General features: G+C 56.7%; 21 protein-coding genes and 1 pseudogene. 10 read left to right on the plus strand and 12 right to left on the minus strand.

Features of this window, described 5'->3' with window-relative positions; translation table 11 throughout:
• Both Q354_RS25180 and Q354_RS0109105 read left to right on the plus strand, forming a co-directional pair.
• Positions 1–1,932 (plus strand): VWA domain-containing protein, encoded by a 1,932-nt coding sequence (locus Q354_RS25180; RefSeq protein WP_051560006.1) that lies wholly within the window; start codon positions 1–3, stop codon positions 1,930–1,932.
• Entirely contained in the window at positions 1,926–3,695 is a 1,770-nt protein-coding gene (locus Q354_RS0109105) for a BatD family protein (RefSeq protein ID WP_027857333.1), read from the plus strand. The genes Q354_RS25180 and Q354_RS0109105 overlap by 7 nt, the downstream gene beginning before the upstream one ends.
• Positions 3,696–3,937: 242 nt before the next feature.
• Here Q354_RS0109105 and Q354_RS0109110 read toward each other — a convergent pair whose 3' ends face one another.
• The 7 genes and pseudogenes from Q354_RS0109110 to Q354_RS0109140 all read right to left on the minus strand — a co-directional run bounded on the left by Q354_RS0109110 (position 3,938) and on the right by Q354_RS0109140 (position 10,931).
• Complete coding sequence (locus tag Q354_RS0109110; protein ID WP_027857334.1) at positions 3,938–4,702, minus strand: amino acid ABC transporter ATP-binding protein; 765 nt, start codon at positions 4,700–4,702, stop codon at positions 3,938–3,940.
• A gap of 18 nt (positions 4,703–4,720) precedes the next feature.
• Positions 4,721–5,820 (minus strand): annotated as a pseudogene (locus tag Q354_RS25185) (amino acid ABC transporter permease).
• Positions 5,821–5,830: 10 nt separating this feature from the next.
• On the minus strand, positions 5,831–7,033 hold the full coding sequence (locus Q354_RS0109120) for an amino acid ABC transporter permease (RefSeq protein ID WP_051560007.1): 1,203 nt from the start codon (positions 7,031–7,033) through the stop codon (positions 5,831–5,833).
• A gap of 127 nt (positions 7,034–7,160) precedes the next feature.
• The gene (locus Q354_RS0109125) at positions 7,161–8,174 is read right to left on the minus strand and encodes an amino acid ABC transporter substrate-binding protein (RefSeq protein ID WP_027857336.1); all 1,014 of its coding nucleotides are present in this window, start codon (positions 8,172–8,174) and stop codon (positions 7,161–7,163) included.
• Positions 8,175–8,973: 799 nt separating this feature from the next.
• Entirely contained in the window at positions 8,974–9,882 is a 909-nt protein-coding gene (locus tag Q354_RS0109130; protein WP_027857337.1) for a carbon-nitrogen hydrolase family protein, read from the minus strand.
• Positions 9,882–10,466 (minus strand): GNAT family N-acetyltransferase, encoded by a 585-nt coding sequence (locus tag Q354_RS0109135; protein ID WP_027857338.1) that lies wholly within the window; start codon positions 10,464–10,466, stop codon positions 9,882–9,884. The genes Q354_RS0109130 and Q354_RS0109135 overlap by 1 nt, the downstream gene beginning before the upstream one ends.
• 123 nt (positions 10,467–10,589) lie before the next feature.
• Positions 10,590–10,931, minus strand: coding sequence for a HopJ type III effector protein (locus Q354_RS0109140; protein WP_051560008.1), 342 nt, complete (start codon positions 10,929–10,931; stop codon positions 10,590–10,592).
• Positions 10,932–11,104: 173 nt separating this feature from the next.
• Between Q354_RS0109140 and Q354_RS0109145 the strand changes: the two genes are divergently transcribed.
• Both Q354_RS0109145 and Q354_RS0109150 read left to right on the plus strand, forming a co-directional pair.
• Positions 11,105–11,347 carry a hypothetical protein gene (locus Q354_RS0109145; RefSeq protein ID WP_027857340.1) on the plus strand — a complete coding sequence of 81 codons (243 nt, stop codon included), beginning with the start codon at positions 11,105–11,107 and terminating at the stop codon, positions 11,345–11,347.
• 40 nt (positions 11,348–11,387) lie between these two features.
• Complete coding sequence (locus tag Q354_RS0109150; protein WP_027857341.1) at positions 11,388–11,693, plus strand: DUF6482 family protein; 306 nt, start codon at positions 11,388–11,390, stop codon at positions 11,691–11,693.
• A 33-nt stretch (positions 11,694–11,726) separates the two neighbouring features.
• Here the strand turns inward: Q354_RS0109150 and Q354_RS0109155 are convergent, their stop codons facing one another.
• A complete protein-coding gene (locus Q354_RS0109155; protein ID WP_051560009.1) occupies positions 11,727–12,626 on the minus strand; it encodes a DMT family transporter in 900 nt (299 codons plus the stop codon).
• 155 nt (positions 12,627–12,781) lie between these two features.
• Here Q354_RS0109155 and Q354_RS0109160 point away from each other — a divergent pair, with 155 nt between their 5' ends.
• The 4 genes from Q354_RS0109160 to Q354_RS0109175 all read left to right on the plus strand — a co-directional run bounded on the left by Q354_RS0109160 (position 12,782) and on the right by Q354_RS0109175 (position 15,789).
• Positions 12,782–13,318 carry a hypothetical protein gene (locus Q354_RS0109160; RefSeq protein WP_027857343.1) on the plus strand — a complete coding sequence of 179 codons (537 nt, stop codon included), beginning with the start codon at positions 12,782–12,784 and terminating at the stop codon, positions 13,316–13,318.
• Positions 13,319–13,440: 122 nt separating this feature from the next.
• Positions 13,441–14,217 carry a response regulator gene (locus tag Q354_RS0109165; RefSeq protein WP_027857344.1) on the plus strand — a complete coding sequence of 259 codons (777 nt, stop codon included), beginning with the start codon at positions 13,441–13,443 and terminating at the stop codon, positions 14,215–14,217.
• Positions 14,218–14,388: 171 nt separating this feature from the next.
• Positions 14,389–15,063, plus strand: a complete 675-nt coding sequence (locus tag Q354_RS25190; RefSeq protein ID WP_036229107.1) for a metallophosphoesterase — start codon at positions 14,389–14,391, stop codon at positions 15,061–15,063.
• A 285-nt stretch (positions 15,064–15,348) separates the two neighbouring features.
• On the plus strand, positions 15,349–15,789 hold the full coding sequence (locus Q354_RS0109175; protein WP_027857345.1) for a DUF3010 family protein: 441 nt from the start codon (positions 15,349–15,351) through the stop codon (positions 15,787–15,789).
• 19 nt (positions 15,790–15,808) lie between these two features.
• Here the strand turns inward: Q354_RS0109175 and Q354_RS0109180 are convergent, their stop codons facing one another.
• Complete coding sequence (locus Q354_RS0109180; protein ID WP_036229110.1) at positions 15,809–16,351, minus strand: TRAP transporter small permease; 543 nt, start codon at positions 16,349–16,351, stop codon at positions 15,809–15,811.
• 180 nt (positions 16,352–16,531) lie between these two features.
• Between Q354_RS0109180 and Q354_RS0109185 the strand changes: the two genes are divergently transcribed.
• Entirely contained in the window at positions 16,532–17,401 is an 870-nt protein-coding gene (locus Q354_RS0109185; protein ID WP_027857347.1) for a LysR family transcriptional regulator, read from the plus strand.
• Positions 17,402–17,523: 122 nt separating this feature from the next.
• Here Q354_RS0109185 and Q354_RS25195 read toward each other — a convergent pair whose 3' ends face one another.
• On the minus strand, positions 17,524–18,447 hold the full coding sequence (locus tag Q354_RS25195; protein ID WP_051560010.1) for a DMT family transporter: 924 nt from the start codon (positions 18,445–18,447) through the stop codon (positions 17,524–17,526).
• A 158-nt stretch (positions 18,448–18,605) separates the two neighbouring features.
• Here Q354_RS25195 and Q354_RS27325 point away from each other — a divergent pair, with 158 nt between their 5' ends.
• Entirely contained in the window at positions 18,606–19,538 is a 933-nt protein-coding gene (locus Q354_RS27325; RefSeq protein ID WP_027857348.1) for a LysR substrate-binding domain-containing protein, read from the plus strand.
• Between the two features lie 131 nt (positions 19,539–19,669).
• Here Q354_RS27325 and Q354_RS0109200 read toward each other — a convergent pair whose 3' ends face one another.
• Both Q354_RS0109200 and Q354_RS0109205 read right to left on the minus strand, forming a co-directional pair.
• Positions 19,670–20,440 carry an SDR family oxidoreductase gene (locus Q354_RS0109200; protein ID WP_027857349.1) on the minus strand — a complete coding sequence of 257 codons (771 nt, stop codon included), beginning with the start codon at positions 20,438–20,440 and terminating at the stop codon, positions 19,670–19,672.
• Positions 20,441–20,502: 62 nt separating this feature from the next.
• Entirely contained in the window at positions 20,503–21,555 is a 1,053-nt protein-coding gene (locus tag Q354_RS0109205; RefSeq protein WP_027857350.1) for a quaternary amine ABC transporter ATP-binding protein, read from the minus strand.
• Positions 21,556–21,562: the final 7 nt, after the last annotated feature.

The raw sequence follows: 21,562 nt of genomic DNA on the forward strand, positions 1-21,562 counted from the left end.
ATGTGGCATCAATTCCTCAGCCAGTTCCATTTTCAGCAACCGCTGTGGCTGCTACTGGTGTTGCCCCTGGCCGGACTGAGCTATCTCGGCTGGCGTGGTACCCGGGGACGCAGCCACTGGAGTGAGGTCTGCGATCCGGAACTGTTACCGTTGCTGGTCAGGGAGGGACGGGCCAGTTCCCGTACGGGACTGGTACTGGCCATGCTGGTCAGCCTGCTGCTGGCGTTGGCCGCGGCACAACCGGTCTGGCAGAAGCAGCCCCGGCCGGCATTTAAGCAGGGCGGGGCGGTCGTTATCGCGCTGGACCTGTCGGCGTCGATGAATGCGACCGATATCAAGCCCAGCCGGTTGCAGCGTGCACGCTTTAAGATTGAAGACCTGCTGAGCCGCATGGGTGACAGCCAGGTCGCGCTGCTGGTCTATGCCGGGGACGCCTTTGCCGTGACGCCGCTGACAGAGGACAGCGATACGGTGCGTGCCCAGTTGCCTGCGATGGTACCGGAGATAATGCCGGCCCAGGGCAGCCGCGCCGACCGTGCCCTGCAGCTGGCGGCCGGAATGCTGCAACAGGCCGGGGTGCAGGGCGGCGATATCCTGCTGGTGAGTGATGAAGTCGAGCCGGCCCAGATCGCATCCAGCCTCAGTCGCCTGAGGGAACAGGGGATTAAGACCTCGATACTGGCAGTGGGAACCGAGCAGGGGGCACCGATCCCGACCGCTGCAGGTCCGCTGAAAGACCGGCAGGGACAAGTGATTCTGGCGAAAACCTCGCGGGCGCAAATGCTGGAAGCCGCCAGCCTCGGCGGCGGTGACGCGGTATTTATGAGCCACGATGACAGGGATCTGGTACGCCTGATCGGTGGCTTCGATCGCGGTGATAAGTTACGTGAGCACACGGTGACTGAAGTCGAGCACTGGGTTGCAGAGGGCCCCTGGTTGGTGTTGCTGGCGCTGCCGCTGATCTTACCCCTGTTTCGACGGGGACTGTTGCAGCTGATGTTGCCGGCGCTGCTGCTGATCGGCTTCGGCACGGCTCCGGTCGCCGAGGCGGCGCCGGCAGAGCGCGTCACGGACAGCGCTGCCGCCTCCGGGCTTTGGCAGCAACTGTGGCAAACCGACGACCAGCGCGCGGCCCGGCAGTATGCCGCCGGTGATACCTCTGCTGCAGCGCAGACCTTCTCGGACCCGCGCTGGAAGCAACTGGCACAGTATGAGAGCGGCGATTTCGACGCGGCGCTGGCGGCGCTGGCGGCACCGGAAACGGCGGCTGACTGGTATAACCGTGGCAATGTGCTGGCGCGAAAGGGCGAGCTGGACAGCGCTATCGCCGCCTATGACCAGGCACTGGCGCTGCAGCCGGATCTGGCAGACGCAGAGCACAACCGGTCCCTGCTGCAGCAGCTTAAAAATCAGCAGCAGTCACAGCAGTCGGATAAATCCGATCAGGGCCAGTCCGGGCAGGACAAACCGAATCAGGAACAGGCCAGTCACGAGCCGCAGGCCTCAGATCAGAACCGCGCAGAGCAACAGAATTCAGGCCCGAACGAACAGGAGTCACAGCAGCAGGCCGCCAAGGGCGATAACAAGGATGGGGATTCACAAACCCCGGCGCAGGCGTCGGGGCAGTCAGGAGAGCCCGGAGCCTCAGCGCAAAACCCGTCCGCCCGGTCTGCGGAAGAACAGCAGCAGAAACAGCAAGCCGCCGAGCAGCTGAAACAGGCGATCGATCAGCAACTGGATCGCCAGCAAGAGCAGCAGACGTCGGGCTCGCAACTTGCCGACCGCGAATCCCGGCCGGTGGATGAAGCCGAGCAGGCGCGCCAGCAACTGTTAAACCGTATCGTCGATGATCCGGCCGGCCTCTGGCGGCGCAAATTTATCTATCAGTATCGTCAGCGTAGTGATCAGCCATCGGAGGAGAAGCAATGGTAACGCGTAGTCACTGGCTTGGGCTGCTGTTGCTGGCCTGTAGCTTCGGCCTGCAGGCGGCAGTGGACAGCCATATTAATCGCAGTAGCGTCAGTCAGGGTGAATCGATCCGATTCACTATCGATATGTCCGATATTGATGGCGATAACATCAACCTGAATCCATTGCAGAAAGACTTTGAGATTCTCGGCCGCAGCCAGCAATCCCGCACCGTCATCACCAATGGTTCTTTGCAAAGCACCAATGAACTGGTGTTGAGCCTGTTGCCACGTCGCACTGGTGTGCTGACGATTCCGGCGCTGGAGATCGATGGCGAGCAGACCCAAAGCCACCAGATCGAGGTAACGGCAGTGGCTCAGCCTGCTGCGGCAGAGGGAGGGCTGGAGATGAGCGCGACCCTCTCCAGCGAAACGCCGCTGGTGCAGCAGCCGCTGATTTACAGGATGCAGCTGAAAGTAGGGCGGGCGGTGTTCAATGCCTCACTGCAGCCACCGGCGATCGCGGCGGGTAAAGCACTGGTCGAGTCGTTGGGCGAGCAGGAACAGTTTAAGCAGCGGATTAATGGCCGTGAAATCACCGTGGTGGAACAGGCCTGGCTGATCACGCCGGAACAGAGCGGCGAGCTGGAGATCAGTCCGGCAAGCATGGTGGCGCAGGTGCGCACCGGCCGTCGCAATCGTGACGCCTTTGGCAGTTCGCTGTTCAGCGATCCCTATGAAACCCGGCGGGTACAGATCAGTGCCGATGGTTTCAGCCTGCAGGTGGCGCCAATCCCGGCCGACTACAGCGCCCGGTACTGGTTACCGGCGGGGTCTTTGAACCTGAAAGAGCAGTGGAGCAGCGATCAGTTCAGGGCCGGTGAGCCACTGACCCGCAGCATCACCCTGACGGTGGAGGGGCTGGCGGTGAATCAACTGCCGGAGCTGACCCTGCCCGAAAGCGATGGCCTGAAACAGTATGCGGCTAATCCGGTGACTGATCAGGGCTATCAGGATGGAGTGCTGAGATCCTCCCTGACACAGGAGGTTACGCTGATTCCGGGACGGGCGGGTGAGATGACGCTGCCTGCGGTAGAGATCCCCTGGTGGAACACCCGCAGCGGCCGTATCGAAGTGGCCCGCCTGCCTGCCCGGACGCTGGATGTCGCCGCAGCGGAGGGGGAGGTGGCGACCGTGCCGCAACCGCAGTCTCAACCGCAGCAGCAGCGTCAGGCGCAGTCTCCAGTGCCAGCCGTGACAGCAGCCGATACCGCCACCGATATCGCCACTGATACAACGGAGCAGCCGTCTGTTGCCGCGGCCGCAGAGACAGAGGCTGCTGTGGTGGCCGGAGCCGATCCGGTGGCCAGCCTGTGGATCGCCCTGGCCGGCGCGCTGGCAGGCAGCGCGCTGACCCTGCTGGGGCTTTGGGGCTGGCGCCGCTGGCGTCGGGAAGGCACTGCGAGCGTTGCCGCTTCTGTTCCATCTTCCCGGCCGTCACCGCAGGCCGTGATTAAGGCGTGTCAAAGCGATAATGCGGCTGCCGCCCGGGAGGCCTTGCTGCAATGGGCGCAGGGCTACTGGCCGGAGGTCAATAACCTGCATCAGCTGTCGGCCCGGGTGAGTCCCGAATTACAGCGGGCGATCGCCGAATTAAATCGCAGCAGCTACAGCCGTTCACCCCGGGCCTGGCAGGGTGAGCGCCTGATCAGTGCAATAAAGGCGTTTGATCCGGAAAAACAGAATGGGGCGCTGAAGGACAGCGCTCTGGAACCGTTGTATCGATAGCCAGCGACGGCGTTTTCTTGTCGCCTAACGCTCAGGGCTTGCTGCTCTTAGGTAGGGTCATCACGAAACCCGGATGTCTGGCCGCGGGGAGCGATAATTAGCCGGGACGACGGGCTCGCGATGTCAAAAGAAGCCACCGCTGACAAGCTGAACGTCTGTCAGTGGTGGCCGAGGGTAAAGCTTGCAATGAGAGGGCAATGGGTGACAGTTGTCACCCGGGTCGAACGTTTCGAGCTTAGGTATCAGTGCTGCAGTATCTGCGACAGGAACAGCTGAGTTCGCTCATGCTGCGGGTTGTCGAAGAATTCGTGAGGATTGTTTTCCTCGATGATCTGGCCGCCATCCATAAAGATCACGCGGTCTGCCACGGTTTTGGCGAAGCCCATTTCGTGGGTTACGCAGAGCATGGTCATCCCTTCCTGCGCCAGTTCGACCATGACGTCCAGTACCTCTTTGATCATCTCAGGGTCGAGGGCCGAGGTCGGTTCGTCAAACAGCATCACGTCCGGGTTCATGCAGAGCGAGCGGGCGATTGCCACTCGCTGCTGCTGACCACCGGAGAGCTGGCCCGGGTATTTCAGGGCCTGATCGGGGATGCGCACACGCTCCAGAAACTTCATCGCGGTTGCTTCGGCTTCCTTGCGCGGTACTTTCTTCACCCAGATCGGTGCCAGGGCGCAGTTCTCCAGCACCGTCAGGTGCGGGAACAGGTTGAAGTGCTGGAACACCATGCCGACATCGCGGCGGATCGCCTCGATCTTCTTCAGGTCTTCGGTCAGCTGGGTGCCGTTCACCAGAATCTCGCCCTGCTGGTGTTCTTCCAGACGGTTGATGCAGCGGATCATGGTGGACTTACCGGACCCGGACGGACCACAGATAACGATTCGCTCGCCTTTCTTAACACTGAGGTTGATGTTTTTCAGGACATGAAACTCGCCGTACCACTTATTGAGGTTACGCAGTTCCACCATGGTTTCCTGTGCAATTGCTTCGTTGGAATCAGACATCAATTCGCTCTCCAATAATCAGGTACGGCTGCCGTGGCCAGTGTGTAAGAGTTTTTCCAGGTGCAGGCTGTAGCGTGACATGCCAAAACAGAACACCCAGAACATCAGTGCAACGAAGATATAACCTTCGGTGGAGTAACCCAGCCACTCCGGATCGTTCAGTGCTGCCTGCACAATGGCCAGCAGGTCGAACAGACCGATAATCAGTACCAGGGAGGTATCTTTAAACAGTGCGATAAAGGTGTTCACAATGCCCGGAATCATCAGCTTCAGTGCCTGAGGCAGGATGATCAGTACCATCTTCTTCCAATAGCCGAGGCCCAGGGCATCGGCCGCTTCATACTGGCCCTTAGGGATCGCCTGCAGGCCGCCACGCACCACCTCCGCCATATAGGCCGACTGGAACATGACGATACCGATCAGGGCGCGCAGCAGTTTGTCGAAGGAGATCTCCTCCGGCACAAACAGCGGCAGCATGACCGAGGCCATAAACAGCACGGTAATCAGCGGAACGCCACGCCAGAACTCGATGTAGATGATCGACAACGAACGTACGATCGGCATATCCGAGCGGCGGCCCAGTGCCAGCGCGACACCGAATGGCAGCGAGGCCACGATACCGACCACGGCGAGGATCAGGGTCAGGCTCATGCCACCCCATTTGTGTGTTTCCACCTCGACCAGGCCGAAGGCACCGCCGTAGAGCAGGAAGAACGCGACCACCGGGAACACGAACAGCGTCAGTGCCGCCACGAGGCCCTTGTATGGCAGGTTCTTAATCACCAGCCAGGCGACCAGACCGACAAACATGAAGAAGGTCAGGTCGATACGCAGGTCTCTTCCAGCGGATAGAAGCCGTACAGGAACTGGTCCAGACGGTTGGTCACGAACACCCAGCAGGCGCCGCCATTGGTGCAGGCCTCGCGGCTGTCGCCCCACCAGTCCGCATCAATCAGTGCCCACTGCAGGGCCGGGATCAGCGTCAGCCACAGGATGTAGCCGATCACCAGCGTGGCGATGGAGTTCCATGGTCCGTTAAACAAATTCTTGCGCATCCAGCCGACGATCCCGACCGTACTGGCCGGTGGTGGCAGCGCAGGTTGTGCTTCATATTTCATAACTGCCTCCCTAGCGTTCGATCAGCGCTGTGCGGTTGTTGTACCAGTTCATGAACATGGATGTGAGCAAGCTCAGTGTCAGGTAGACGGCCATGGTCATAAAGATTACCTCGATCGCCTGACCGGTCTGGTTCAGCGTGGTGCCGGCAAAGACGGATACCAGATCCGGATAGCCGATCGCCGTGGCCAGCGAGGAGTTCTTGGTGAGGTTAAGGTACTGACTGGTCAGTGGCGGAATGATCACGCGCAATGCCTGGGGAATGATGATCAGGCGTAGTGTACGTCCCACCGGCATGCCCAGTGCGGACGCGGCTTCCAGCTGGCCTTTAGGCACGGCCATGATACCGGCACGTACGATCTCGGCGATAAAGGCGGCTGTATAGATGGTCAGAGCCAGCCACAGCGCCATCAGCTCGGGAATGATGGTCATACCGCCGCGGAAGTTAAAACCTTTCAGGGCCGGGTATTCCATCTCGATCGGCATGCCCATCACAAAGAACACCGCCAGCGGCAGGGCCAGAATCAGGCCAAGCCCGGCTTTGCCGGTCGGGAAATCCTGCCCGGTATCATCGCGGCGCTTATCAGCCCAGCGCTTCACCAGAATGGTGGCGATGATGCCGACGATAAAGGTGCCGGTCACCACACCAAAGCCGTCCTGTGCGATGGGTTCTGGCAGGTAAAGGCCGCGTACGTTGAGGAAGCCACCGAATGCTTCCAGACTCTGGCGCGGTGACGGCAGGGCCCTCAGCACGGCGAAGTACCAGAAGAAGATCTGCAGCAGCAGCGGGATATTACGGAATATCTCGATGTAGGTCGCAGCCAGGCGGCTGATCAGCCAGTTGTCGGACAGACGGGCAACACCGAGGATAAAGCCGAGGAAAGTCGCCGCCACGATGCCCAGTACGGACACCAGTACTGTATTCAGCAAGCCGACAATAAAGGTTGTGCCGTAACTGTCGACTTCGCTGTAAGGGATCAGTGACTGAATGATGCCAAAACCGGCTTCGACGCCGAGAAAATCAAATCCGGTGGTAATACCGCGCTGTTCAAGGTTGTGCAGCGTGTTTGAAATAATTTCAGAGAGAAAAAGACCCAGCGTTAAGATCAGTATTCCCTGAAACAGCAGTGCCCGCTTAGCGGGATCGTTCCAGAACTTGGTGCCTTGGTCCGCGGACTTTGGCGTCTGTTCCGGATCTGAAATGCCGGATGACATATCAATCTCCACAGCAATAGAACATAGGGAAAAGGGTACAGAGCCGTTGCAACTAAACGGCTCTGTGAAAGGTGCCTATAGGGGAGGCACCTGTGAGCACATCAGAAAGAATTGTTATCAGAATTGATTAGCGCATTGGTGGCGCGTACTGCAGGCCGCCGTCGCTCCACAGAGCGTTGATGCCACGGGAAACCTTCAGCGGAGAGCCAGCGCCTACGTTACGGTCGAATGCTTCGCCGTAGTTACCAACCTGCTTAACCACCTGGTAGCCCCAGTCATCATTCAGACCCAGGCCTTTACCGCGAGGACCTTCCAGGCCCAGCAGGCGGCGTACGTTCGGGTTCTTGGAGTCTTTTTTCATGCCGTCGACATTGGCCGAGGTGATGCCCATCTCTTCCGCGTTCAGCATGGCAAACAGGGACCATTTCACGACGTTGAACCACTGGTCGTCACCCTGGGCGACCACAGGACCCAGCGGCTCCTTAGAGATCACTTCCGGCAGCACCATGGCACCGTTCGGGTTGGACAGCTTGATACGCAGGGCGTACAGCTGAGACTGGTCGGAGGTCAGAACGTCACAGCGACCGGCATCGAAGCCTTTAACGGTCTGGTCGGAGGTATCGAATACCACCGGGGTGTAGCTCATGCCGTTAAGGCGGAAATAGTCAGCCAGGTTCAGCTCGGTAGTGGTACCGGCCTGGATACATACCGCCGCACCGTCTAGCTCTTTGGCGCTTTTCACGCCCAGCTCTTTGCTGACCATGAAGCCCTGGCCGTCGTAGTAGTTGACGCCGGCGAAGTTGAGGCCCAGCTGGCTGTCACGGGTCTGGGTCCAGGTGGTGTTACGGGACAGTACATCGATTTCACCGGACTGAAGTGCGGTAAAGCGCTCTTTAGCGGTCAGCGGAATGTATTTAACTTTGGTGGCATCACCCAGCGCAGCGGCCGCAACCGCACGGCAGACGTCTACATCGAGGCCAGTCCAGTTGCCTTTGTCATCCGGGTTAGAGAAGCCTGGCAGACCTGTGCTGACGCCACACTGCAAGAAGCCGCGCTCCTTAACGGAGTCCAGGGTAGCCGCGCTAACGGAAGCGGCAATGGAGGTAGCAACTACAGCAGTAGCAACGAGCGTTTTCTTCATCATCAGAAGTTTCCTCTTCTCTTTCGAGAGATTTTATTGTTGTTCGATTTGGTTACTTCAAGTTTATTCAGATCGCTTTTAATCCAGGAGAGCCTTCCCTCTGTATTTCCGGCGAACTGAGCAATCCTGCTAATTGTGATGAGAGCAATTCCTGTACCAGAAATCTGCAATAACAGACATCCGGATTGTTGAATAAGTCTTTACGACAGCTGCTTTTTAAACAAGCGGAAATAGTACTTAGCGGTTTTGCGTACTAATCCGTAATTGGTCTACGTACTAGTACGTACTCGTGCAGCTTGTGGAATTTGATTGCTGTAGGGTTTCTCTGACAATGTGCCCATATAAGGGGCATTATCGAAGCGTTTTGCTGCTTTTTAGGGCTGGCTATCGATCTGGAATTGTGGCGCGGTAGACGGCCAATACAGGGGGCGACAGTGCAGAAATGGCCAGATCTGATCTGTTTTTAGCCACTGAGGTGGGTTTATGATGGTTTAGCAAAACTAAACGAAACTGATTTGTGAAATTAATCTCAGGCTTTTACGGCGATTGTTGCGGAATTAAATACTCGTAAAGATAAAGACGCTTTTATTGTAAGGATTTAGGTGCCGCTATGCTCAGTCCCGTATCCGGCTGCGACTGGAAAGAGGCGGGATTTCTCCCCCGGATGCGTTTAAATCACGGCCAGTATCCGGGTAATCCGTTGTACAGATGGTGCTGAAACTATGAGGCCTTGATTTAAGTGTCGGCGAATAAGTTCGGGATTTCTATGCAGAAAAACACGGCTTATTCGCCGGCTCAATTATGCGCTGCCTGCGACCGCCGGTTTTAATTCAGCCCGGCCATCAAACTGCTCTGGCCAGTCGCGACGTGTCAGTACCTGTCCCTGTTCTCTGACGCTGCGCAGCTCGGCCAGATTCAGCTCGGTCATCAGCCAGTGGCTTTCGTTGCTGTGCTCCAGCGGGCTTTCAGCGAGTACGCCGTCACTTGGCATTCCGTAGTCCGGTGGCACAAATACCCCGGCGCGGCCGATATTTTCATCGACAGCCGGTGACCATTCGGCCAGGCCTGTGGTGGGAGACTGGACCATGGCGATCTGGTTTTCCAACGCCCGGGCCTGACATCCCCTGCGCACCCGGTAATAGCCGGCCCGGGTATCGGTGCAACTGGGCGAGAGAATCAGGTCGGCCCCCGCTTCAGTCAGCTGACGGGCAAAGTGCGGGAACTCATTGTCGTAACAGATCTGAATGCCGAGACGGCCAAAGGGAAGGTCAAACAACTGCAATCCCTGGCCGGAATCTATATGCCACTGCTCCCGTTCAAAGCGGGTCATAATCAGCTTGTCCTGAGTGCCCAGCAACCCCTGAGGGCCAAACATCCAGCTGCGGTTACGGAAGCGACCATCGCTGTCCAGCACCGGAGCGGTGCCGGGGCAAAACCAGATCTGGTGCTCTTGCGCCAGTGACTCACACAGTTGCAGCCATCTATCGATCAACGGCTGCATCTGACGGATCGACAGGTGCAGGTCGCTGCGCACAGCGGTCGGCAGCTGACCGGTCAGGGTCATCGCCGAGTACTCCGGCAGAAGCAGCAGGTTTGCGTCGTCAGCCGTTGCCCGGCCGACCAGTTGGCGCAGATGTGCTTCATAATCTGACCAGTGCTCGAACAGTTCGATTGCGTATTGAGCGGCGGCGATACGTATTTTTTCCATCAGATTGCCTTTATCCAGAATGACATCGGCTTAGCCGACTCTTCGCTTTCACCGATCTCCTGCCAGCTATACTCTGTGCGAAGTTCGGGATGGTGGACATAGCCACGGTTGCGCCAGAACTGATTCAGCGGGGAATAGTCAGCCGGGCGCAGCGGGTGATTGTCCGGGCGTTCGATGGCGCAAAAGCAACATAGCTCAAAGCGCTGCAGTAGGCGGGCATAGCGTTCCCGTTCCTGAAAGAAGCGTACGCCGATGCCCCGGCCGCGATACTCGGGTAACAGGACTGATTCACCGAAGTAGAACACCTTTTCCGGGTCGATCCCCTGTTGCAGAAATGGCTGCTTAAATTCACTGGTTTCATCGGCCATCGGAATCCCGGTGGCTGCGCCTACTACCTTGTCTTTATCCAGTGCCAGTACAAACAAGCTGTCTGCCGAAGCCGCATAGGTCTTCAGGTACTGCCGTTCGTAGGCCAGAGACCCCTCGTACAGGTAGGGATACTCGTGAAATACCCGGATTCGCAACTGAGCCAGGTTGTCGATGTAGGGGCCAATCGCCGCGCCGGTGAGAATCCTGTATTGCATCTGCAGACTCCGGGTAAAAAGGGCAATTTTAACGGCCAGGCAAGGGGCCAAAAAGGGGGGCGGGCGTATCTGGCAGGCGGACTGTCGCAAAAGCGACAGTCCCAACGCTATAGGTGCGTGGCTTTACCTGGCGGTCAGGGCGGCGGAATCGAAAGCAATACCATCCCAGCCGGTGTTAATAAAGTTGCGGATATTACCGTGGTCATTGCCTTCTGGCGTATTCAGCACGTCCTGATAGAAACGGCCAAAGCAGGCGAGGGTCTTGTCTTTATTCAGGTTGTTGAGCTGGGCAAATGCAAAGATCTTACAGCTGCCTTCATTCTGGCCCGCTTCATTGCGCAGGTCACCATTCTGAAATCCGGTTTGGCTATAAACGTAATGATCGCTGATGACCTGCATGCAATCTTCAAAATCCAGCGTGCTGTCAGAACCAATCCCTTCCAGAAATGCTGCCAGAGAGGTCATTGTGTACTCCAGTAAATTATTGTGTTTAAACGGGTTGCACAGTGTAGCGGCCTGAAGCGGACAAGGGAATCTGCTGCTGCCGTCCTGGCTGCGTGGAATCGGCCAAATGTATTAGCGCGTAGCAAAAAGCTCTTCTATGCTTTTTCCTGATGTGAATACAGAGGTAAGACATTATGACTGTTCCGCTCACCGAGATCAGAGCGCACCGCAGTTATGTGCAATGCGTATTTGCCCGGGTGGCGGCACCGGAAAGAGTGATATTGGAAGTGGAAACCTGTGATGGTAATCGCTTTACGGTCTCGGATGATCAGGGCGAGCGACTGGTGTATGGCAGCCTTCAGGAGGCATCAGAGCAGATCTGGGATCTGGGCAGGGTAAAGGTGATAGAGGGTGACGCCGAGCCTGGCGAAGGCTAGGGTGCAGTCGGATGTCACAGATGCAGAAGAAAAATAATCAATGGAACTGAAATTTATGACGGTAACCTTGGAAGCGATTTTGTGGGGCTATTGTGATGCCTCCCGGTTGGTTGTGCTGGCGCTGGAATCCGGCAGCTATCAGGTAGCAGTAGAGAATGAAGAGCAGAAACGTTTCCGGGTTGTTGACGGAGAGGGCGAACCCCTCAGCTTTAGTTGTCAGAGTGATGTCGTCAGGCAGTTTCAGGGCCTGGCTATCCTCGATATTCTGACCGAAAGCTATCCGGACCCCGGTGGCCTGATGTCGCAAGCGGCCGGAGATACGGCGACAGAGGTTATTTCGGCCTGAAACGGCTTGTCAGCCGCTGCAGACCGGGATCTGCTAGCGGTTAGCCAGCAATATGCCGCCGATAATCAATGACAGACTGGTGACATGTACCAGCGTGATCGACTCGCCCAGAAACAGCCACGCCGAAAAACTGGCAAATAGCGGTACCAGGTAGTACAGCAGCCCCGGCTTGGTCGGCCCCAGTATCGCCACGGCGTTGTTCCACAGGTGGTAGGAGATCAGTGAAGCACCGAGGCCGATATAGAGAATGGCGGCCGAGGTGTTTTCGGTAAAGTGCACCGCCTCCTGAGTGAAGTGCTCCCAGATATAAAAAGGCGTCAGGTACAGCAGCCCCAGCAAAAAGCTGGCAAACAGCAGGGTCGATCCGGTGATTTCAGCGGGCTTGATGCGGATCAACATGGTATAGACCGCGAAACAGATCGCCGAGATCAGTACCCAGAGATCACCCCGGGCGAAATTCAGATGCAACAGGGTCTCGACCGATCCGCCTGTCACCAGCACCACCACGCCGCTGGCGGTCACCAGGGTGCCGAGTGCCTTGCGCGGGGTGATCTTCTCGCCAAAACAGAATCGCGCCAGCAGGATCATAAACATCGGTGCTGATATCGCCATCAGCGACAGGTTAATCGCCGTGGTGGTATGGCCACCGATATAGATCAGGGTGTTAAAGACGCTGACACCCGTGATCGCCACGGCTGACAGATAGAGAAAATGCTTGCGCATAATCTGCAACCGTCCCGCCATGCCGCCAATCACAAATGGCAGAAGCCCCAGAAACGCCACGACCCAGCGCCAGAAAGCCAGCCCGATCGGTGGAATCTGGTCACTCAGCCCCTTGGCTATAATAAAGTTACCCGACCAGATAAGTGTTGCACCTATAGCGAACAGGTAGCCTTTCAGCAGGTGGTTATCGCGAGGTTGTGGTTGCGTCATGGAGCAGATGTTTCCGTATTGAGTGGCGGTTTGCCGTTGGAGCTGATGACGGGCTGAGCCCGGGCCGGGGCGGAGATTTTACGATTAAACGGGGCGTATTGCTCGCTGTTTCTGACTCCGCCGTCAGCTTCTTTCCGGTGTATGCGGAGTTCACCATGAAACGATTCTATTTTGTCAGTGATAATCTGAGCGAACTGGAAGCCGCTGAACGGGAGCTGGAAGCATCCGGTATTCCCCATCAGCAGATCCATCACCTGGATGCTGCCGAGATCTTCCATGAGAAGCAGCAGATGGAGCACGGAGCCATGTGGCAGCAGAAGGAAGTGGTGCGGGGCACGCTGCGCGGTGGCCTGATCGGTCTGGTGCTTAGCCTGTTGCTGCTCTGGCTGTGCTGGTGGGGTGGTGCCGTGGAGCAGCTCGGCTGGAGTCCGTTTCTGCTGATTGCGCTGGCGGTGCTGGTCTTTTCCGTCTGGGAAGGGAGTTTTATCGGCCTGAAACGTGTACGGACAAAGTTTAATGCCTTTCTTAAAGTGGTGCGTCACGGCCGGCATGCCATCGCGGTCGAGATCTATGGCAAGCAGGAAGCGGTACTGCGCAGGGTGACCCGTACCCACGCCCATATCTATCTGGCGGGATTTGGTGCCGCTTTTAATCACCGGACTCTGGTGCCCGGCATCCGGGAGCCTGATTAGCGCTGCTTTGGCTCAGCTCAATGGCTTAGGTAATTGTGGGAAAATCTGATTAGGATTTTTTTGCTGCCGTGGTAAGCTGTTTTCAACTATCACTTAAGTATTTGAATTGACAGGGGCAGTTGATGGCAGCGCCGAGAGTATTGATAGTCGATGACGCCCGCTTTATACGTGAACATGTCACTAAAATCGTCACGACGGCCGTTCAGGGGGCAGAGGTACATGCCGCTGAAGATGGCGAAGCCGGACGAAAACTTCTCACCCAGAACCGTTATGACATCATCCTGTGCGACTGGGAGATGCCGGGCATGTCCGGCCTTGAACTACTGCAATGGACCCGTCAGCAGCCCGCTTACCAGAAAACACCCTATCTGATGGTAACCAGTCGGGGCGAGCGTGATTTTGTCCTTAAGGCCGTGCAGGCCGGGGTAAACGATTATATTGGTAAGCCCTTTGAAGCCCAGCAGCTGGTTGAGAAGATCAACAAATGGCTGGAGAAAGGCGGTGAAACTGACTCTACCGCACGCCGCCGCGCCGCTCAGATGCTGGCGAAGGAACCTGATGCCGCGAAAAAAACGGCCAAAAAGCCCAAGGGACTGGCGCAGTTGCGTATTGGTAGCGCCAGCTATAAATGTGCGGTAAAAGATCTCACCCTGCAGCAGGTCGAAGTCGCTATCAAGCGCGAGTCCAGCTTACCGGTGATTCTGGAGCAGGCGGTAGTGGATATTGAGCAGGTGGGTGGCAGCAGTGTTGCCCGTATGAACGGATTTATCCGCTCGATAGAAGCACATGAGCCGCGCCCGGATTGCAACTTTCTGAATATTAAAGTGTATTTTGCCGACAATGATCCGGAGAAGCTGGAACACCTGTCCCGCTATATAGAGAAAATGCGCGCTCGCTAAGCCCCTCTGGTTGCTAAATTACCGTCACAGCCCTGATGCCTTCTGCCATCAGGGCTGATCTTCCCCGGCGGTGACTCTTATCCGTCCCCAACCCTTCTATGCTTAACTCTCGCCGCAGGCAGCCGACTAAACTATAGGGAGTATATTCAGGCAGCACAGGTCTATATACACATGATGCTACTGCAGGCCGAATCCAACAGCTATGGACGGGACTTTGTGGTCGGAGATATCCACGGTTATTACCAGCTCTTAATCCGGGAGCTGGAAAGGGTGGACTTTGACCGCAAACATGACCGTCTGTTTGCCGTCGGAGATCTGATCGACCGGGGCCCGGATTCGCTGGCCTGCATCAGCCTGCTGGGTGAAGACTGGTTTTATGCCGTGCGCGGAAACCATGAGCAGATGATGATCAATGCCTTAAGCCGGGATGACGAAGTCCTCTACCAGCTGTGGCTGTTTAACGGCGGCGGCTGGAGCAGTGAGTGGGACCGGGCTACCCTGAAAGCGCTGGCCGAGCGGCTGGATGAGCTACTGCCGCTGGCCATCGAGGTCGATACGCCCTGGGGCCGCCTGGGTATCGTTCACGCCGAACCGGGGAGTGAGTGGGGAGCGGATAATTTTGCCGATACCCAGCGACTGCTCTGGTCACGGGAGGGGGTCTGGCAGGAGAAAACCACCAGCTGCCGGAACATTGATCTGGTAGTGGTCGGGCATACCCCTGTTGAGCGCCCTGTGCTGCTGGGGAATGTGTTGCATATCGATACCGGTGCCTTCTGTACCGGTAAGCTGACCCTGATGCCGCTGGAATCGGTTTTTCAGCTGCGCAGCCTGTCGTCGGCAAAATAATATTCATACGGAGAATCCGTATAGCGCGCCACTTGGCCGAATCGTAAATTATGTCGGCCAGCCAGCGCTATTGCTGCCGTTGCTATGGCGGCGGGAAGAATGCAATCCTCTCTGAACCCGGTGCTCACGCAACGGCTGGAAGCGGGAACGCTGCATTACCGGAGAGGTTAAATACAGCAACCTCATGCAGATAAGCGCCGTCCGCTCAGGGAAAGTGCAGTATTCGGTCGCGGCAGACCATAGCCTCCCGTATAATGGCGCGCTTGGTTATAAATGGGTGGCAAAATGAAAGTTTGTGGTGTTGAACTAAAAGGTAACGATGCCGTTATCACGCTGTTGAATTTTGAGTTCGGTCTGTTTGATCTGCCAGACTGCCGTGTAAGGAAGCTGAGCATCAACGATGCCGACAGCGTAGAGCAGTTGCGGGATTTTCAGTTTACCTTCGCAAAACTGATGCAGGACTACAAAATTGACCGGGTTGTTATCCGCAAGCGTGCCCACAAAGGTAAGTTTGCCGGTGGCGCAGTAGGCTTCAAGCTAGAAGCGGCTATTCAGCTGGTGGAAGGTGTACAGGTCGACCTGATGTCACCAACCGATGTCAAAGACCAGCTGAAACATACCCCGCTGCCAGTGAACTTTAAGGGCACTGGCCTGAAGCAGTTCCAGGAGAACGCTTTCACCACCGGATACGCCTACCTTTGCCGCAACGACAAAGCGGCAGAGTAAGCGGACTGCAGCCCGCCGATCATTTTTGTTGGCGGGCTTTCTCTTCAGAAATAATCTTATCCATCTCCTCTGATTCCGGATCCTGGACATCAACTCCCTTCACTATCCGCACATAGTTCACCTGTAGAATCCTGATCGACATCAGCAGGAAGGCGAACGGCAGGATCATATAGATATACTTCATCGGAATGCCCAGCGTCTGCGACTTCCAGAACAGGTTCATCCGGTTAAAAACAAAGTCGTAACTCAGCCAGATAAAGCTGCAGTTAAATGCCAGCCAGATCAGGTCGGTGATTACCTCCAGCGCAATAAAGGCCTTGGGCGGCAGCCACTTCAGCTGAAAAGTCACCCGGTTATGAGCTGACAGCTTGGCTGCATAACTGGCCCCCAGATAGACAAACCAGACGAACATGTATACTGACAGCTCCTCCGTCCAGCTGAACGAGTAGCCGAACAGCTGTCGTGACACTATCTGCATAAACAGCAGCAATACAAAGCCTGCCAGCAGGGCGCGACACAGGTAACTTTCCAGATTATTAAACAGCTTGAGAAGCCAGCGCATAAGGATCACCTCCGTTGCCGCCTCACTTCAGTGTAGTTAAAGGCGACCGGGATGCTGGTGGGAATGAGGCAGCCAGGATGTAGGCACGCAAATTTTCGATAGGGGCTGGATAGGCATAGCAGATAGCAATTGAAAGTCGTAAGCTCCAAGGGAATCAAAGTGATCAGGTAGGAATCCGGTATGAAACGGTTGGACTTCAGTCAGTTGGCGACCTTTGTGGCGATAGTCGATGCCGGCAGTATAACCAAGGCTGCCGCATCGCTGCACCGCACTCAGGCCGCTATCAGTATCCAGCTAAAAAAGCTGGAAGAGACAACCGGCAAGCAGCTGCTTAACCGTTCCTACAATAAGATAAGTCTGACCCGGGAGGGTGAAGTCTTATTGTCCTATGCCCGTAAGATCCTCAGCCTGGCCGAAGAGGCCTATCACGCCATCAGTGATGACGAGATACAGGGGGTGGTGCGCTTTGGTGTCCCTGACGGCTATGCCCGCGCCTTTATGCAGGATGTAATTCGTACCTTTATTCAGCGCTTCCCGAAAATTCGCCTGCAGATCAAGAATGACCCCAGTCCCAAGCTATTCCAAAGCCTGCATGAAGGTGACCTGGACCTGATTCTGGTAACCCGTTCATCCCGGGAAGCCGGTGGCGACATATTGCGTAAGGAGAAGATCGTCTGGGTGGCCGCCGCTGATTACGAGCTGGATCCGGCCGCGCCGATACCGCTGGCGCTCTACCAGCCTGGCTGTGATTACCGGCGTCGCATCGTTGATGGCCTGAACCAGCTGGGGCAGGAGTGGTATCTGGCCTTCGAGTGCCAGGGGGTGACAGGTTTCGATATTGCGATCAGCAATGGTCTGGCCGTCTCCGCCGTCGCAGGCTCATTGGTTAAGGATGAATGGCAGGTGCTGGACTTTCCACAGATGTTGCCGGAGCTGGGTGAGATCGAAGTTGAGATGCACCGTAGCCCGGGGGAATCCAGTGAAGCCGTCAACTGTTTCGCCCATGAGCTGGAGCTGCATATCTCAAATCGGAAGAACGCCGAGCCTTAAGGTCCATCCGCGGGCTATCAGGTCCTGAGCATCCGTTGGCAACCTCAAGAGAGCTGACCCGGGGCAAGCCTGAAGGGGCGCTATCCGGCCCCTGGTCGACCCTGGCTGGCGTGAGACCCGCGCTAGGAGGGTGCTTGGTTATCCAGCGGCTGGCCTGTCACAGTCGTCGACTCATTACTGGTGATAACCTCGGCCAGGCAGGCCGTGACAATCAAAAGGGCACCGCACCATTCCATCAGTGTCATGCGCTCTTCTGGCAGCAGTAACGAAGCCGAAAGCACCGCAATCAATACCTCCGACATCATCAGCAGGCTGGCCCGGCCGGGATAGATGAATTTCTGTGCCCAGAATATGGCGAAAAGGGTCGGCAGCAGCATGCCGACCGATACCAGCGTGCTGACCGGAAGCAGTGGCAGGGATTGCTCCAGCGTGAGTAGCGATCCTGGCTGGGCCATATAGCCGATCAGTATGGCGCCGAGCGCGGTAAAGCTGAACTGGCACAGGGTGATTCCAGGCAGGGGAACCCGGTCATAACGTTTGATCATGGCGCTGCCGATCGCCCAGAAGATTCCGGAGAGCAGGGCAAGCAGGTCGCCGATGTTCAGTTGCACCGAGCCATGACCTGATAGCAATAAGCTCATGCCGGTAAAGCCGCCGATGATGGCTAACCAGCGTAACCAGCCCGCTCGTTCTTTCAGCCAGAACACCTCGATCAGCGTTGCCCAGGCTGGGGTCAGATAAAACAGCAGCGTCGCCCGCACCACGGAGGAAAACAGCACTCCGGAGGAATAGAGTGCGATGCCCATGCCGGTAAAGAAACCGATCGCCAGTGCGGTCCTCATATAGCCCCGGTGATCACGCCAGCGCAGTAGCACCAGCATCAGTAAGGGTAGGATGGCAGGCAGGGCAAGCAGGGCCACGGCGCTGGTGCCGGCCAGGCCCTGTTCCTCCAGATAGCGGAGGGGGATCCAATAGGTTCCCCAAACGGCAGCCGAGAAAAAGACGACAGCCGATGCGGTTCTGGCACTGGGAGCTGTTAGCAACATTCTTTATCGCCTTAATAGTGGTGGATTTATAAATTATTAATAAACATGCCCGCAGCTTTTGCTGTTGGGTTAGTCATAAATCCGGATTCTATAGCCCTTAAGGTGGCGGCGGAATTCACTTAATATGGCGTCACTATTTATATTTTCTAACTATTTCTATGAGCCAGTCACTGCCGTCACTAAACGCACTCAGAGCCTTCGAAGCCGTAGCCCGGCACCTTAATTACCATGCCGCCGCGGAGGAGCTTCGGGTGACGCCGGCTGCCGTTAAGCAGCTGGTGGCGCGGCTGGAAGCCTCCATCGGAGCGCCGTTGCTGAAACGTCAGGGCAGGGGATTGATATTGACGGCCACCGGTGAGGCGGGGCTCGACGATCTGCGCCTGGCGATGAAGAGCATGAAGTCCTCCGTCACTAAGATGAGGGAGTATCAGGGCTCAAGACAGCTGATCATTACGGTCGAGCCCTCTTTTTCCAGTGCCTGGCTGGTACCGAAGCTGGCCCAGTTCAGGGCGCGGCATCCGGATATCAGCGTACTGATCGATTCATCGGCACAACTGGTCGAGCTGGAAAAGAGTAATGTCGATATCGCTATCCGCTACGGTGTGCAGGGTGATGGACGCTTGCAGCATTTTCGGCTGTTTGATGATGTGATCATTCCGGCCTGCAGTCCCGCTGTTGCGGCTGAAATCGCCAGCGAGGAGGGACTTGCATCCCTGCTGACGACCGCCCTGATCCACTGGGATACCACGCAACTTGAGGCAGCAAAAACCAGCCGGCAATGGTTTGTCTGGGAGAACTGGCTGGCGCACTTCAATACGCAAGGTCTCGCATCCAATCAGGGCCTTCATTTCAGCGAGTACAGTCAGGCGCTGCAGGCCGCGATTGCCGGTCAGGGGGTTATCCTGGTCAGTGAGCCAATCGTCAGTGGCTTGTTCCAGTCCGGGTTGCTGACCCGGCCCTTTCAGGAGAGGGCAATGCCGGAGATTGGCTACGATCTGGTGGTGACGGAGGAGGCGCTGCAAAGGTCCGAAGTCCTGGCCTTTGCCGAGTGGATCCAGGCGGTTGCCAGGGAAGAGGTGCGGGGGCATTAAGGCGACGTTGTTTGCCGGTGTTTTCGTTGCTGGGTGCCCGAGAGTCTCGCAGTCAAGGAAACTCCCGGGGGCCTGAATAGCGCATTGCTAAAGGGTACGGCTGACCTGCCCGGCAGCCGTGCCTGCGTGAATCAGGTTCTGGGATAGAGGGTTTCGGTAAAGCCGTCGACGCCGACGATCTGGCCGGAGACATGGCGGCCGTAGTCGGAGCTGAGGAAGCAGATCATATCGGCGATCTCTTCCGGATCGACATAGCACTGCATCGAGGTGCCGATGGCATAGAGGCGGCGTACCTCCTGTGGATCGATATCCTCTGCCTCGGCATGGGCCTGGATCACCCGCTCCATACGGTCACCGTTCACGTTGCCCGGCACTATGCCGTTGACGCGGATATTGTCGGGCCCCAGCTCCATCGCCATCGACTTGGTAAAGCCGCTGACCGCCCATTTTGCCGCCACATAAGGGCTGCGATTAGGAAAACCAAGGATACCGGCAGCGGAGACCAGATTGATAATGACGCCGCTCTGCTGTGCCTTAAATACCGGAACGACGCGGCGGGTGCAGTAAAACTGAGAATCGATACAGACACTCATACACTGCTGCCACTCCTCATTGCTGACCTCTTCAACCGGTTTGGTCGGTCCGCCGATACCGGCATTGTTAACCATAATGTCCAGCCCGCCAGGCAGGATCTGGTCGAACATGGCATCCACTGCAGCCGGATCAGACACGTCACAGACAAAGGTGGTGATACCGTCCGGCAGTGAAGACAGGCCTGATTCATCAAGGTCACAGGTGAAAACAGCCGCACCCAGCTTATGCATCGCAATGGCCGTGGCCCGCCCCATACCGGCACCACCGGCGGTGATCATTACTCGTTTACCTTCAAGTGAAATTTGCATTCTTTATTAGCCTTATTATTAGTTGCCGTTTAAATAAATAGCATTGCTTATGCTGCATCCCGCTAGCTGCGGATGCTTTCCTCGGATGGCACCCGGGGTACCAGTGCCCTGACCAGGTCCTTCATGCAGAGGGTGCCGACCGGTTCACCCTCGTGCATAACCAGATAAACCTTGGTGGTGTCGCCATCGGAATGGCTGATAACATCTTCCAGGGTGTCGTTGTAATCCACATTGCCGGCAGTGCTCGAAGCTGCCTCCTTCAGAGGCTGCATCACCGAGCGTACCCGCAGTACCCTTGACCGGTTGATATCGCTGACAAAGTCTTCGATATAGGGATCCGACGGGTTGAGCAGGATGTTCTGGGGTTCACCCTGCTGTATCACCTCACCATCCTTGAGGATCACTAGGTGGTCCGCCAGTTTCAGGGCTTCATCCAGGTCGTGGCTGATAAAGATGATGGTCTTGTGCAGCTCTTTCTGCAGTTCCAGCAACAGGTCCTGCATATCGGTGCGGATCAGAGGGTCCAGGGCCGAGAAAGCTTCATCCATCAGCATCACCGCAGAGTTGGAGGTCAGGGCACGGGCGATACCCACCCGTTGCTGCATACCACCCGACAGCTGGTGGGGGTAGTGATCCTCAAATCCCGCCAGGCCAACCCGGTCCAGCCACTTGCGGGCTTCGACGTCAGCTTCCTCAGCTTTAAAGCCCCGTACCCGCAGGGCAGTACCGGCGTTCTCCAGCACTGTCTTATGGGGCAGCAGGGCAAACTTCTGGAATACCATCGACATATCCGCCTGACGCATTTTGCGCAGGTCATCCGCTGACAGGGTCATCACATCGACGCCATCGATCAGGATCTGGCCATCGGTGGGCTCGATCAGGCGGTTGAAGTGGCGGATCAGGGTCGATTTACCGGAGCCTGACAGGCCCATAATCACCGTAATCTCGCCGTCTTTCATATCGATATTGATATCCTTCAGGCCCAGCACATGGCCGTGTTGGTCCAGCAGCGAGGCCTTATCTACCCCGTTCTTAGCATGCTCCAGAACCGATTCCGGAGCCGGGCCGAAGATCTTGTACAGATTCTTGATAGAGACTTTTACGTTAGCAGTCATACTCGTC

The sequence above is a fragment of the Marinobacterium jannaschii DSM 6295 genome (genome assembly GCF_000620085.1).
GTDB classification, from domain to species: Bacteria; Pseudomonadota; Gammaproteobacteria; order Pseudomonadales; family Balneatricaceae; genus Pontibacterium; species Pontibacterium jannaschii.